We start from the raw sequence: 12,782 nt of genomic DNA on the forward strand, positions 1-12,782 counted from the left end.
CCAAGTCAGACCAGGTAGGCTGGCGATGTGGAGAAGCAGGTCAACGTCTACGAGGCCAAGAGCCAGCTGTCCAAGCTGCTCGAACAGGTCGAGAACGGCGACGAGATCGTGATCGCCCGCAACGGCCGGCCGATCGCCAAGCTCGTCCCCCTGCAGCGGCTGACCTCGCCCCGGACGCCGGGCGCCTGGAAAGGCAAGGGTTGGATCGCCGACGACTTCGACGACCCCGGCGGTGAGTACGACGAGGTCATTGATGCGTGGTACCGAAAGCTGGACGCGGATCCCGCATGAGGCTGCTTCTCGACACAAATGCCCTGCTGTGGTGGTTGTTCGACCTGCCACAGCTTGGCCCGGGCACTCGGCGAGCGATCGCGACCCCCCATTCCGAGGTGCTCGTGTCGGCGGTGAGCGCAACCGAGATCGGCATCAAGCAAGCGATCGGAAAGCTACGGGCACCCGAGGACCTGGAGCACCGAATCGCCTCGGACGGTTTCACCGCGCTCCCGATCACAATCAGGCACGGCCTGGCCGCTGGAGCGCTGCCGCCGCACCACAAGGACCCGTTCGACCGTCTCCTGGTGGCACAGGCACTGTGCGAGGGGCTGACCCTCGTGACCGCGGACCTGAAGCTCGATGACTACGACGTGCCGGTCCTGTCCGCCAGGACCTAGTCCAGCGGGAGGGCGAGCAGGGCGTTCTCCACGACCTCGGGCAGCGCGGGGTGGATCCAGTACTGGCCCTCGGCCATCCGGCGGGCGGGCAGGCCGAACGACATGGCCTGGATCAGCGGCTGGATCACGGTGGAGGCCTGCGCGCCCATGATGTGCGCGCCGAGCAGCTCCCCGGTGGACGGGTCGGCGAGCACCTTGCAGAAGCCGGTGGTGTCCTCCATCGCCCAGCCGTAGGCGACCGAGCCGTACTCCTGCACCGCGCTGACGTATCGGACGCCGCGCTCCCGGCATTCCTCCTCGGTCAGGCCGACGGACGCCACCTGCGGCGCGGTGAACACGGCGGACGGCACGAACCGGTGGTCGGCGCGGCGAGGTGCGTCGGGGTGCAGCAGGTTGTAGGCGACGATCTTCGCCTCGTGGTTGGCGACGTGCTTGAGCTGGTACGGGGAGCAGACGTCGCCGAGGGCGTAGATGCCGGGTACGGACGTGCGCTGGTAGTCGTCGACGACAACCCGCCCGTCCGGATGGGTGGCCACGCCGGTGGCGGGCAGGTTCATCAGGTCGCCGTTGGGGATGCGGCCGGTGGCGACCAGGAGCACGTCGCCGGTCGCCTCGGAGCCGTCGGCCAGCTCCAGCCGTACCCCGGGGCCGCCGTCCACGCAGTGCACGGCCGGGGCGTTGGTGCGCACGTCCCAGCGCCGGCGGGCCAGCTCGGTGAACCGTTCGGAGACCGTCCCGTCCAGGTGCCGCAGCAGCCGCTCGCCCCTGGTCACGATCGTCACCTCGGAGCCGAGCGCGGAGAACACGTGCGCGAACTCCGCCCCGATGAACCCGCCGCCCACGATCACCATCCGGTCCGGCACCTCGTCGATCCGCATGATCGTGTCGGAGGTGTGGTACGGCGCGCCGGACTCGGCGATCACGGTCGGGATGTCCGGGCGCGCGCCGGCCGCCAGCACTATCCGGTCGGCGGTGATCTCCTCGGGGGCGGCGTCCGGGAACGTGATCGACATCCGCTTCGGGCCGGTGAACTCGGCGTGCCCGGAGTAGAGCGTGATGTTGGGCTCGCCCGCGGCGCGGTAGCGGCGGCCGCCTTCGGAGATCGGGTCGATCCGGTTGAAGACGCGGTCCCTGATGTCCGGCCAGCGGACCTTGTCCAGGGTGGCGTCCAGGCCGTAGCGGGCGGCGTCGGTGACCTCCCTGGCCACGTCCGAGGCGTAGACGAACATCTTGGTCGGGATGCACCCCACGTTCAGGCAGGTGCCGCCGAACACGCCGTGCTCCACGACCGCGATGTCCAGGTCGGCGAAGCGCTCGTCGGGCAGGGTGTTCCCGGAGCCGGATCCGATGATCACAAGGTCGAAGTGCCGCACGCACCGACAGTAGCTTCCGCAACGCTACTGGCGGGTCGTGCCCCGAAGAGGTGATTCGGCGCTGCTCCGCCCGCCGGCCGCGTCACACCTGTAACGACGATCTCCGGCTGGGCGACAGAACGGTTGTATCGCAATCGCCTGACCACCGTGGGGGATGGTCAGTCGGTGTCCGCCGGGGAGCCTCGACGACCCGGCTCGGCCCGGCTGGGTGGAGCGCGTCGGTAACGTCTGGCCGGCCGGGTCTCACCCAGCCGGGCGGCGGCGTTTTGGTCTCGGTCACGCCGCGTCACGTGAGATCCGTCCGATCGTCCAGCTCGACCTCGCCGCCGCGCCGAGGCGTCTGGTAGGCAGAGGCGATGAGCGGCGATTCGACCTCCGAGCCCCCGCCCCACGGCGGGCGCATCGGCACCGTGCACCGGTCCTGGGCAGCGGATCTGGACCCCCAGACGCTCTATGCGCTGCTGCGGCTGCGGGTCGACGTGTTCGTCGTCGAACAGCGGTCCGCGTACGCCGAGCTGGACGGGCGCGACCTGGAGCCGAAGACGCGGCACTACTGGCTGGGCGGGCCGGGCAACCCCGAGCCGGTGCTCGGCTACGTGCGGCTGCTCAAGGAGCCGGAGGGCCGCTACCGGATCGGCCGGATGTGCATCGCGCGGGAGGCGCGCGGGCGGGGGCTGGCGCGGCGGCTGATGGACGCGGTGCTCGCGGAGGTGGGCGACGGCGAGTGCGTGGCGGACGCGCAGCGCTACCTCGTCGAGTTCTACGCCGGCTACGGCTTCGTGCCGGACGGCGAGCCGTTCGACTGGGACGGGATCGAGCACCTGCCGATCCGCCGCCCCAAGCGCGAGCTGGTGCCGTGAGCGCTCGCCCGCTCTTTCCGTTCTCGGCGGTGGTCGGCCACGACGACATGCGGTTGGCGCTGCTGCTCACCTCGGTGCATCCGGCGATCGGCGGGGTGCTGGTGCGCGGCGAGAAGGGCACCGCGAAGTCGACGGTGGTGCGGGCGCTGGCGACGTTGCTGCCGGGGCGGGCCTCGCTGGTCGACTGCCGGTTCGGCTGTGATCCGGCGGCTCCGGATCCAGGGTGTCCCGACGGGCCGCACCCGGCGGGGGCGCCGGTGGCCGAGCGGCCGTCGCGGCTGGTCGAGCTGCCGGTCGGGGCCACCGAGGACCGGCTGATCGGTTCGCTGGACCTGGAGCGGGCGCTGTCCGAGGGGGTGCGGGCGTACCAGCCGGGGTTGCTGGCGGCGGCGCATCGGGGGGTGCTCTATGTCGACGAGGTGAACCTGCTGCACGACCACCTTGTCGACCTGCTGCTGGACGCGGCGGCGATGGGGCGCTCGCACGTGGAGCGCGACGGCGTGTCGTTGTCGCACGCCTCGGTGTTCCTGCTGGTCGGGACGATGAACCCGGAGGAGGGGGAGCTGCGGCCGCAGTTGCTGGACAGGTTCGGGCTGACCGTCGACGTTTCGGCGTCGCGGGAGGTGGAGCTGCGGGTCGAGGTGGTGCGGCGGCGGCTGGCGTTCGAGGCCGATCCGGTCGGGTTCGCGGCCGGTTGGCGGGCCGAGGAGGAGGCGCTGGCGGAGCGGATCGCGGCCGCCAGGGAGCGGCTGGGTGCGGTCACGCTGCCGGACACCGAGCTGCGGCGGATCGCGGCGGTCTGCGCGGCGTTCGAGGTGGACGGGATGCGGGCGGACCTGGTGACGGCGCGGACGGCGGCGGCGCACGCGGCCTGGCGCGGTGCGCCCGAGGTGACCGAGGAGGACGTGCGGGTGGCCGTCCGGCTGGCGTTGCCGCACCGGCGCCGGCGCGACCCGTTCGACGAGCCAGAGCTGGACGAGCGCGCGCTGGACGATGCGCTGAACCAGGCGGCGGAGCAGGTCGAGCCGCCGGAGGGTCCGGACGAACCGCCGGACGGGCCTGACGAACCGCCCGATGGTCCGGACGGGGGCTCCACCGCCCCAAGACCGACCGACGGTCGGTCTAGTTCCCAGGACGAGGGCCGGGACACGAACGGCCAGGGCGAACCGTCCGGGGACGGCAGCTCGCGGCCCGCACCCGCGCCGGCGCCGCCGTTCCGGGCACGGTTGCTCACCGTGCCCGGCGTGGGGGAGGGCGCCCCGGGGCGGCGGTCACGGGCACGGACCGAACAAGGGCGCGTGGTGCGCGCGGCCACCGACAACCCGCACCGGGCGGCCGACCTGCACCTGCCGGCCACCGTGCTCGCCGCCGCGCCACACCAGCGCGAACGCGGCCACGCCGGCCCCGGCCTGCGGCTGCACCGGGGCGACCTGCGCCACGCCGTCCGCGAGGGCCGCGAGGGAAACCTGGTGCTGTTCGTGGTCGACGCGTCCGGCTCGATGGCGGCCCGGCGACGGATGGCCGCCGTCTCCGGCGCCGTGCTGTCCCTGCTCAAGGACGCCTACCAGCGGCGGGACAAGGTCGGGCTGGTGAGCTTCCGGGCCGGCGGCGCGGAGCTGCTGCTGCCGCCGACCTCCTCGGTGCCGGCCGCCGCCGCGCGCCTGGACCGCCTGCGCACCGGCGGCCGTACCCCGCTCGCCGGTGGGCTGCTCCGCGCCCGCCGGGTGCTGGCCGCCGAACGGCTGCGCGACCCCCGCCGCCGCCCGCTGCTGGTGCTGCTCACCGACGGGCGGGCCACCGTGCCGGTGCGGGCCGGGAGCGACCCGCTGCGTGACGCCGTGCGCGCCGCCGCGCTGCTGGCCGCCGACCAGGTGGCCACCGTGGTGGTCGACTGCGAGGCCGGCCCGGTGCGGCTGGGCATGGCCGGGCGGCTGGCCGCGGCCGCGAGCGGCGCGCTGGTCACCGTGGGCGAGCTGTCCGCCGACCGGGTGGCCGGCGTCGTCCACGCCGCGCGCGCCGCCTGAGCCGAAGTGAAACGTTTCACACACCCACTTCGCCCGCCGCACACGCACTGCAGCAGATGTGCCAGGCACGCACTGGGTGTGCGGGCCAGTCGGACATCGGGTGGGTGGTAGGAACGGGGGATGCCAGAGGGACGGGTCACGGCGGTTCCGGATGATGGGTTGAGTACGCGGGAGCGGCGGAACCGGCCGCTGTTGATCGTGCACACCGGCGAGATGAAGGGGAAGTCCACGGCGGCGTTCGGGCTGGCGCTGCGGGGCTGGCACCAGGGCTGGTCGATCGGCGTGTTCCAGTTCGTGAAGTCGGCGAAGTGGAAGGTCGGCGAGGAGGCCGCGTTCCGGGCGCTCGGGCGGCTGCACGCGCAGACCGGCGAGGGCGGGCCGGTGGAGTGGCACAAGATGGGCGAGGGCTGGTCCTGGGCGCGCAAGCGGGGCACCGAGGACGACCACGCCGCACAGGCGGTCGAGGGCTGGCGGGAGATCCGGCGGCGGATCGAGGCGCGCACGCACCAGCTCTACGTGCTCGACGAGTTCACCTACCCGCTGAAGTGGGGCTGGATCGACCCGGCCGAGGTGGTCGAGGCGCTCACCCGCCGGGAGGGCCACCAGCACGTCGTGATCACCGGCCGGGACGCGCCGGCCGCGCTGGTCGAGGCGGCCGACCTGGTTATGGAGACGACGAAGGTCAAGCACCCGATGGACGCCGGGCAGAAGGGCCAGCGCGGCATCGAGTGGTGAGGCGGTCAGGACCTGCAGAACGCGCTCTGCGCGGCGCGCTGCACGGCCCTGGCGATGTGCAGCTCGCCGACCGCGTTGGGGTGGATGCCGTCCAGCGAGAGCGCCAGCTTGGGGTTCCATCCGTCGCTGGCGTCCACGATCCGGACCGCGGAGAACTCGGAGGCCACCCTGCGCTGCTCGGCGGCGTAGTTGGCGATCACCTTCGGGTCCTTGCCCGGGTGCCAGGACGCGCCGACCGGCAGCGGGCGCAGCAGCAGGATCTCCGGCACCGGCCGGGTGGCGAACGCGCTCAGGGTGTGCCGCAGCGACGCGGTCCAGCGCGCGGTGGGGACCTTCTCCTCGATGTCGTTGATCGCGGAGTCGATCACCACCAGGTCGGTGGTGCCGGGCACCCAGCGGGTCGGGCCGCTGTGCACCAGCTTGTCCACGTTCGCGGTGGTGCCGCCGTTGACCGCCCTGATCACGGGCTTGAGCTGGAGCGCGGTGGCGGCCAGCGTGGCGTAGCTTGCGGTCGCCCCGCCGAGCTGCGGGGAGAGCAGGTAGCTGTGCCCGTAGGCCACCAGCGGGCCGCGCGGCCTGGTGCACTCCTGCGCGCGGGCCGTCGGCGGGTGGAACAGCGAACCGGCGATCAGGCAGGCCGCCGTGGCCGTCACCATGGCGACCAGTGCACGTACCCGCACGGCGGCTCTCCTCGATTCAACGTGGTGGGGGGCGACGATCACTCTGACACGAGATGATCTCCGTTGTAGTCCTCCGAAAGGGGGTTCGCGACGTGCTTCACGCCACCGGGGTTCACCACACGTGACGTAATACGAGCCCAGGCGCGTGGGCCGTTCACCCACGTGACACGGCACACACCCGAGACCGACCGCGTAGCGTGCCGTCCATGACCAGGGTGATCGTGATCGCGGCGGCCGCGTCCGGGAGCGGCAAGACCACGGTGGCCACCGGGCTGATGGCCGCGCTGCGCCGCCGGGGGACGACGGTGGCGCCGTTCAAGGTCGGCCCGGACTACATCGACCCCGGCTACCACGCGCTGGCCACCGGGCGCCCCGGCCGCAACCTGGATCCGGTGCTGGTCGGCGAGCACCGGATCGGGCCGCTGTTCCGGCACGGCGCGGCCGGCGCCGAGGTGGCGGTGGTGGAGGGCGTGATGGGGCTGTTCGACGGGCGGTTGGACGCCGACCCGCTCGCGGACGGCTCCACCGCGCACGTGGCGGGGCTGCTCGGTGCCCCGGTGCTGCTGGTCGTGGACGCCCGGGGGCAGAGCCGCAGCCTGGCCGCGCTGCTGCACGGCTTCGCCAGCTACCGCCCGGGCACCCGGCTGGCCGGCGTGGTGCTCAACCAGGTCGGTAGTTCGCGCCACGAGGCCGTGCTGCGCGAGGCGTGCGCGGAGGTGGGGCTGGCGGTGCTGGGTGCGCTGCCCCGCCGCGACGCGCTGGCCGTGCCGTCGCGGCACCTCGGGCTGGTGACCGCCGCGGAGAGCGGGCCGGCCGCGACCGAGGCGGTGGCCGCGATGGCCGAGCTGGTCGCCGGCCACGTCGACCTGGACGCCGTGCTCGCCGCTGCGGTGACCGGCCCGGTGGCGCCGGCATGGGACCCGGCGGCGGAGGTGGGGGAGACGGCGGCCGGGCGGCCGGTGGTGGCGGTGGCCGGTGGCACGGCGTTCAGCTTCGGTTACGCCGAACACCCCGAGCTGCTGGCCGCCGCCGGCGCCGAGGTCGCGGTGTTCGACCCGCTGCGCGACGAGTCGCCGCCCCCGGGCACGGCCGGGCTGGTGCTGCCCGGCGGCTTCCCGGAGGAGCACGGCGCCGGGCTGGCCGCCAACGCCGCCCTGCGCGCGTCCGTCGCGGCCGCCGCGCGCGCCGGCGCCCCGGTGCACGCCGAGTGCGGCGGCCTGTTGTACCTGGCCAGCGAGCTGGACGGGCACCCGATGTGCGGGGTGCTGCCGGCCGTCGGGCGGATGACGCCCCGGCTGCGCCTCGGTTACCGGGACGCGGTGGCGTTGACCGACTCGGCGCCGTTCCGGGCCGGCCAGCGGGTCACCGGGCACGAGTTCCACCGCACCACGCTGGAACCGGCCAGCGACGACTCCGGACCCGCCTGGCGGTGGACCCAACGCGGTGCGCCGGCCGAGCCGGAGGGCTACGTCCGAGGCCGGCTGCACGCCTCCTACCTGCACACCCATCCCGCCGGCCAGCCCGAGACGGTGGCCAGGTTCGTGGCCGAGTGCGCCCGGTTCGCCGCGAGCCGGTGACCGACCACGGGCTCGTGATCGGCCTCGGCGCCCGACCCGGCGTCCGGGCCGAGGACGTCCGCGCCACCGTCGACGCGCTGCTGTCCAGGCTCGCGCCCGTACCCGTCACCGTCCGCGCCTACGCCACGGTCGACGCCCGCGCCGACGAACCGGGCCTGCGCGCGGTCGCCGGCCCCGCGCTGCTGGCCTACCCGCCGCACGTGCTGGCCGGAGTCCCGGTGCCCAACCCGAGCCCGCTGGCCGCCGCCGCCGTCGGCACCCCGAGCGTCGCCGAGGCCGCCGCCCTGCACGCCGCCACCCAACTGGCCGCCCCCGGCGCGGTGGTCGAGCTGGTCGGCGAGAAGCTGGCCGGCCCCGCCGTCACGGCCGCCGCCGCCCGGATCGTGGAGCCGCTCAGGACGGCGGCCCAGCCCGCCACCCGTCCGAGGAACGAGGGGGCCGAACCAAGGTCAACCGCGGGATACTCCCACGTACGACGGCGTGTCCGGCGCCGCCCGCGCGTGGAAGGGATCGGCGAGATGGCCGACAAGCAGCGCCCCGGAGACCGGGGGCCGGTCGACGAGGGCAACGGCGGCCCCGTGGCGCCGGGCGCCGCCCCGCCCCGGGGCGGGGCACACGGGACCGGGGGCAACGGGGTCGGCGGCCCGCCGGCGCTCGCGCGCGGCTCGGACGTCGAGGCGCAGGCGGCGACCAAGACGATCAAGCGGACCCGGATGAGCGGGCTGTGGGTGGGCGTGACGCTGTCCGCCGTGGTGCTGATGTTCCTGCTGATCTTCATCGTGCAGAACATCGAGCCGACCCGGATCCGGTTCCTGGGCACCGAGGGCACCCTGCCGATCGGGGTGGCGCTGCTGTTCGCGGCCGCGCTCGGGGTGCTGCTGGTGGCCATCCCGGGTTACCTGCGGATCCTGCAGCTGCGCCGGCTGGCCCGCAAGCGCGACCAGCACTGAGCGGGCGCCGTCACGTTGACCGGGCTCGCGCGCGGTGGGGAGGATGCACCGTGCGCACCCTGACAGTCCTCACCCCCGACCGGGCGACGCATGCCTGACGGGCACTACCTGGTCGGCCTGGACCTGCGCGATCGGCTGGTGGTGGCGGTCGGCGGGGGCTCGGTGCTGCAGCGCCGCGCGCCCCGGCTGCTGGCCGCCGGCGCCCACGTCCGGGTGATCTCGCCGAGCGTCACCGCGGCGGTGGAGGGCATGGCCGGCGCCGGCCAGCTGGAGTGGCGGCCGAGGCGGTACGCGGACGGCGACCTCGACGGGGCGTGGTACGCGCTGGCCTGCACGGACGACCCGGAGGTGAACGCCGAGGTGGTGGCCGAGGCAGCCCGGCGGCGGGTGTTCTGCGTGCGCGCGGACGCCGGCGAGCGGGGCACGGCGGTCACCCCGGCGGTGGGTGAGCACGAGGGCCTGACCGTGGGCGTGCTCTCCGGCGGGGAGCCGCGCCGCTCGGCCGCCGTGCGGACCGCCCTGGTGGAGGCGCTGGCGGCCGGCGTGATCGACGACTCCAGCGCGCCGATGACACCGGGCGTGGCGCTGGTCGGCGGCGGCCCCGGTGACCCCGGGCTGATCACCGTGCGCGGCCGGCGGCTGCTGTCGCGGGCCGACGTGGTGGTCGCCGACCGGCTCGCGCCGCAGCGGCTGCTGGAGGAGCTGCCCTCGCACGTCCAGGTGATCGACGCGTCCAAGATCCCGTACGGCCGGGCCATGCAGCAGGACCGGATCAACGCCGCGCTCATCGAGGCGGCCACCGCCGGCAAGTTCGTGGTCCGGCTCAAGGGCGGCGACCCGTTCGTCTTCGGCCGGGGCTTCGAGGAGGTCATCGCCTGCGCCGAGGCCGGCGTCCCCGTCACCGTCGTACCCGGCGTGACCAGCGCGTTCGCCGCGCCGGCCGCCGCCGGGGTGCCGGTCAGCCACCGGGGGGTGGCGCACGAGGTGGTGGTGGTCTCCGGGCACGCGACCCCGGACGACCCGACCTCGCTGGTCGACTGGCCGGCGCTGGCCCGGCTGCGCGGCACCCTGGTGCTGCTCATGGCGGTGCACCGGATCGCGGCGCTGGCCGAGGTGCTCATCGAGCACGGCCGCCCGGCGGACACCCCGGTCGCGGTGATCCAGGACGGCACCCTGGCCGGCCAGCGCACGCTGCGCAGCACCCTGGCCAAGGTGGCCGACGCGATCGCCGACGAGGGGGTGCGGCCGCCCGCGATCATCGTGATCGGCGCGGTCGCCGGTCTCCAGGCGCGTCCCCGATGAACGCCGGCGACGTGGTGCGGATCGGGGTGCCGTTCGTCTGGCTGGGCGCGGTGCTGGCGATCTCGTTCCTGGAGGCGCCGCTGAAGTTCCGTGCGCCCGGGATCACGGTGCCGCTGGGGCTGGGCATCGGGCGGCTGGTGTTCCGGGCGCTCAACGTCGCGGAGCTGGCGTTCGCGGTCATCCTCACGGTCGCCGTCGTGGCCGGGGACGCGCGCTCGGTGACGCCGGTGGTGGTCCTGCTCGTGGCGCTGTGGGCGCTGCTGGCCGTGCAGCTGCTGGGCCTGCGCCCCCGGCTGGACCGCCGGGCCCGCGACCTGCTGGCCGGCCGTACCCCGCCGAGGTCACGGCTGCACCTGGGCTACATCGTGGCCGAGGCGGTCAAGGCGGTGCTGCTGCTCGCGCTGGCCACCGTGCTCGTCCTCGCCAACCCGTGAGTGGCTAGGGGGGTCATAGCGCCCCTAGCCACTCACGGGTGGCGGCGGGCCGATCCGCATGCCCGGCCGGCGCCGGTGCACGGTGAGATAGACCAGCCCCTGGTCGCCGGCGGCCAGCGCGCGGGTGGTGCCCTTCGGCAGCCAGGCCAGCGTCCCCGGCGCGAGCGCGAGCGGTTCCTCGCCGGGGGACGTGAGGGTGCCGGCGCCGGCCAGCACCACCAGGAGCACGTCCAGGTCGCCCTCGGTGTGGGTGTCGATACGCCGCCCCGGGGCGAGGTTCAGCGCGTTCGCGTCGAGCTGGCGGCCTGGCTCGGCCAGCCGCCACGCGACCCCGTGCCCGGCCGACGCGGGATCGGTGAGGACCTCGCTCAGGTCGTGGTGAACGCCCATGGCCAGATTCTGCAACAGTGGACGGGTGATCCCACCCGAGCTGGCCGGTGCCATCGAGCGCCACCCGCTGGCGTACCTGATCACCGTGGGCGGCGACGCGCGGGCGCACGTCGCACCGGTGACGCCGGCCGTGGACGGCGGGCGGCTGCGGGTGACCGGCGTGGGCCGGCGCTCGCGCGGCATGCTTGCCGCGAACCCCGCACTCACCCTGCTCTGGCCGCCGCCGGACGCCCTCGGCCACTCGCTGATCGTCGACGGCACCGGCGAGCTGCTCGGTGACGACCTGACGGTCACCCCCGTCCGCGCGGTCCTGCACCGACCCGCGGTGGAGCCGTCGGCGGACACCCAGGGCTGTCAGGCGGACTGCATCGAGCTGCTCGCCGCCCGGTAGCGGCGGTTGAGCGGCCCCAGCAGCAGCGCCGCCGCCAGCGACAGCCCCGCCACGCACCCGGCCAGCGCCGCGAACCCGCCGGCCAGGAACGGCGCCATCAGCACCGCCACCCCGAGCGAGTTGCCCAGCCGCTGCATGGTGCTCAACACCCCGGCCGCCACCCCGGCGTGGCGCTCGGCCACCGCGCTGAGGATGACGTTGAGGATCGGCGTGAAGAACAGCCCCTCGCCGAGCCCGAACAGGATCATCGCCGGCAGCAGCCCGCCGGGCAGCCACCCCGGCGCGGCCAGGCACACCAGCGCCGCCAGCACCCCGGCGAGGGTGTGCAGCACCGCCCCGGCGACCAGCATGGCGCCGGCGGAAACCCGACGCACCCGCCCGGCGACGAACGAGACCAGCGAGAACGCCAGCGCGAGCGGCGCGAAGTAGAGCCCGGCCGCCAGGGCGCCGGCGCCGAACCCGGTCTGCAACAGCATCGTGTAGCCGAGGTACAGCGGCGGCATGGTGGCGCTGAACAGCAGCATCACCACCGCGCCCAGCCGAAACGCCGGATCCGCCAGCAGCCTCGTGTCCAGCAGCGGGGACACGCCGGCCGCCGTCTTGCCGGCCTGCTGCCGTACGAAGATCGCCAACACCACCGCCGAGCCGGCCAGCATGCCCAGCGACCACGGCGGCCAGCCGGACTGCCGCCCGGCCACCAGCGGGAGCAGCAGCAGGCCGAGCCCGGTCGTGCCCAGTGCCGCGCCCGACCAGTCCAGCCGGGGCGGCCCTCCCGCCGACCCAGCGGCCCGCGACTCGCGCACCACCAGCGGGCAGGCCAGCAGCACCGCGACACCCAGCGGCACGTTGAGCAGGAAGATCGGACGCCAGGCCAGCCCGAACAGGTCGGCGGCCACGACCGCGGCGCCGAGGATCTGCCCGAGCACGCTGGCCAGGCCGACCGCCACGCCGAACGCGGCGAACGCCCGCGCCCGCCGCGCCCCCTCGGCGAAGGTGACCCGGATGACCGCGAGCACCTGCGGGGACAGCACGGCGGCCGCCGCGCCCTGCACCAGCCGGCCGGCCACCAGCGCGCCCGGCGTCGGCGCCAGCCCGCAGGCCAGCGAGGATCCGGTGAACCCGGCCATGCCGAGCAGGAACATCCGGCGCCGGCCGTACGCGTCGCCCAGCCGGCCGCCCATGATCAGACCGACCGCGTAGGTCAGCGTGTAGCCGGCCACCACGAGCTCGGCCTCGGCCTCGTTCGCGCCGAGATCGGCCCTGATGCTCGGGACGGCCACGTTGACCACGAAGGTGTCCATCATCGCGACGAAGGCCCCGGTCAGCACCACCGCGAGCGCGAACCGACCCAATGTGTCCTCCCGCGCCATGTCGACGGTCACCTATGACCGGTGA

14 protein-coding genes are annotated in these 12,782 nt (G+C 74.6%); 10 read left to right on the forward strand and 4 right to left on the reverse strand.

Annotated elements, in window-relative coordinates:
• The first annotated feature begins 27 nt into the window (after nucleotides 1-27).
• Nucleotides 28-291: a type II toxin-antitoxin system Phd/YefM family antitoxin gene (locus N912_RS0127535; protein WP_028924936.1), complete on the forward strand. Its 264-nt coding sequence runs from the start codon at nucleotides 28-30 to the stop codon at nucleotides 289-291.
• Entirely contained in the window at nucleotides 288-671 is a 384-nt protein-coding gene (locus tag N912_RS0127540; protein ID WP_028924937.1) for a type II toxin-antitoxin system VapC family toxin, read from the forward strand. Before N912_RS0127535 ends, N912_RS0127540 begins: the two co-directional genes overlap by 4 nt.
• Here N912_RS0127540 and N912_RS0127545 read toward each other — a convergent pair.
• Nucleotides 668-2,044 carry a mycothione reductase gene (locus N912_RS0127545; RefSeq protein WP_028924938.1) on the reverse strand — a complete coding sequence of 459 codons (1,377 nt, stop codon included), beginning with the start codon at nucleotides 2,042-2,044 and terminating at the stop codon, nucleotides 668-670. The genes N912_RS0127540 and N912_RS0127545 overlap by 4 nt on opposite strands.
• A gap of 356 nt (nucleotides 2,045-2,400) precedes the next feature.
• On the opposite strand from N912_RS0127545, the gene N912_RS0127550 reads away from it, so the two are divergent.
• From N912_RS0127550 to cobO, 3 genes are all read left to right on the forward strand, one after another.
• A complete protein-coding gene (locus N912_RS0127550; protein ID WP_028924939.1) occupies nucleotides 2,401-2,904 on the forward strand; it encodes a GNAT family N-acetyltransferase in 504 nt (167 codons plus the stop codon).
• 47 nt (nucleotides 2,905-2,951) lie between these two features.
• Nucleotides 2,952-4,928 (forward strand): VWA domain-containing protein, encoded by a 1,977-nt coding sequence (locus N912_RS0127555; RefSeq protein ID WP_051580900.1) that lies wholly within the window; start codon nucleotides 2,952-2,954, stop codon nucleotides 4,926-4,928.
• A 120-nt stretch (nucleotides 4,929-5,048) separates the two neighbouring features.
• Nucleotides 5,049-5,663: a cob(I)yrinic acid a,c-diamide adenosyltransferase gene (gene cobO, locus N912_RS0127560; protein WP_028924941.1), complete on the forward strand. Its 615-nt coding sequence runs from the start codon at nucleotides 5,049-5,051 to the stop codon at nucleotides 5,661-5,663.
• Nucleotides 5,664-5,668: 5 nt separating this feature from the next.
• Here cobO and N912_RS0127565 read toward each other — a convergent pair whose 3' ends face one another.
• Nucleotides 5,669-6,343 (reverse strand): SGNH/GDSL hydrolase family protein, encoded by a 675-nt coding sequence (locus N912_RS0127565; RefSeq protein WP_156994059.1) that lies wholly within the window; start codon nucleotides 6,341-6,343, stop codon nucleotides 5,669-5,671.
• A gap of 206 nt (nucleotides 6,344-6,549) precedes the next feature.
• On the opposite strand from N912_RS0127565, the gene N912_RS0127570 reads away from it, so the two are divergent.
• From N912_RS0127570 to N912_RS0127590, 4 genes are all read left to right on the forward strand, one after another.
• A complete protein-coding gene (locus N912_RS0127570) occupies nucleotides 6,550-7,920 on the forward strand; it encodes a cobyrinic acid a,c-diamide synthase CobB (protein ID WP_028924943.1) in 1,371 nt (456 codons plus the stop codon).
• Nucleotides 7,893-8,870 carry a cobalamin biosynthesis protein gene (locus N912_RS65875; RefSeq protein ID WP_084211255.1) on the forward strand — a complete coding sequence of 326 codons (978 nt, stop codon included), beginning with the start codon at nucleotides 7,893-7,895 and terminating at the stop codon, nucleotides 8,868-8,870. The genes N912_RS0127570 and N912_RS65875 overlap by 28 nt, the downstream gene beginning before the upstream one ends.
• A gap of 90 nt (nucleotides 8,871-8,960) precedes the next feature.
• Nucleotides 8,961-10,172: a uroporphyrinogen-III C-methyltransferase gene (gene cobA / locus N912_RS0127585; protein ID WP_028924944.1), complete on the forward strand. Its 1,212-nt coding sequence runs from the start codon at nucleotides 8,961-8,963 to the stop codon at nucleotides 10,170-10,172.
• Nucleotides 10,169-10,606, forward strand: a complete 438-nt coding sequence (locus N912_RS0127590; RefSeq protein WP_028924945.1) for a hypothetical protein — start codon at nucleotides 10,169-10,171, stop codon at nucleotides 10,604-10,606. The genes cobA and N912_RS0127590 overlap by 4 nt, the downstream gene beginning before the upstream one ends.
• 24 nt (nucleotides 10,607-10,630) lie before the next feature.
• On the opposite strand, the gene N912_RS0127595 is transcribed toward N912_RS0127590, so the two are convergent.
• Complete coding sequence (locus tag N912_RS0127595) at nucleotides 10,631-10,996, reverse strand: cupin domain-containing protein (RefSeq protein ID WP_051580860.1); 366 nt, start codon at nucleotides 10,994-10,996, stop codon at nucleotides 10,631-10,633.
• 25 nt (nucleotides 10,997-11,021) lie between these two features.
• On the opposite strand from N912_RS0127595, the gene N912_RS0127600 reads away from it, so the two are divergent.
• Complete coding sequence (locus N912_RS0127600) at nucleotides 11,022-11,387, forward strand: pyridoxamine 5'-phosphate oxidase family protein (RefSeq protein WP_051580901.1); 366 nt, start codon at nucleotides 11,022-11,024, stop codon at nucleotides 11,385-11,387.
• On the opposite strand, the gene N912_RS54975 is transcribed toward N912_RS0127600, so the two are convergent.
• A complete protein-coding gene (locus tag N912_RS54975; RefSeq protein ID WP_051580861.1) occupies nucleotides 11,351-12,769 on the reverse strand; it encodes an MFS transporter in 1,419 nt (472 codons plus the stop codon). The two genes, N912_RS0127600 and N912_RS54975, sit on opposite strands and share 37 nt — an antisense overlap.
• Nucleotides 12,770-12,782: the final 13 nt, after the last annotated feature.

It is taken from the genome of Actinospineispora acaciae DSM 45401 (assembly GCF_000620785.1).
Taxonomy (GTDB): Bacteria; Actinomycetota; Actinomycetes; order Mycobacteriales; family Pseudonocardiaceae; genus Pseudonocardia; species Pseudonocardia acaciae.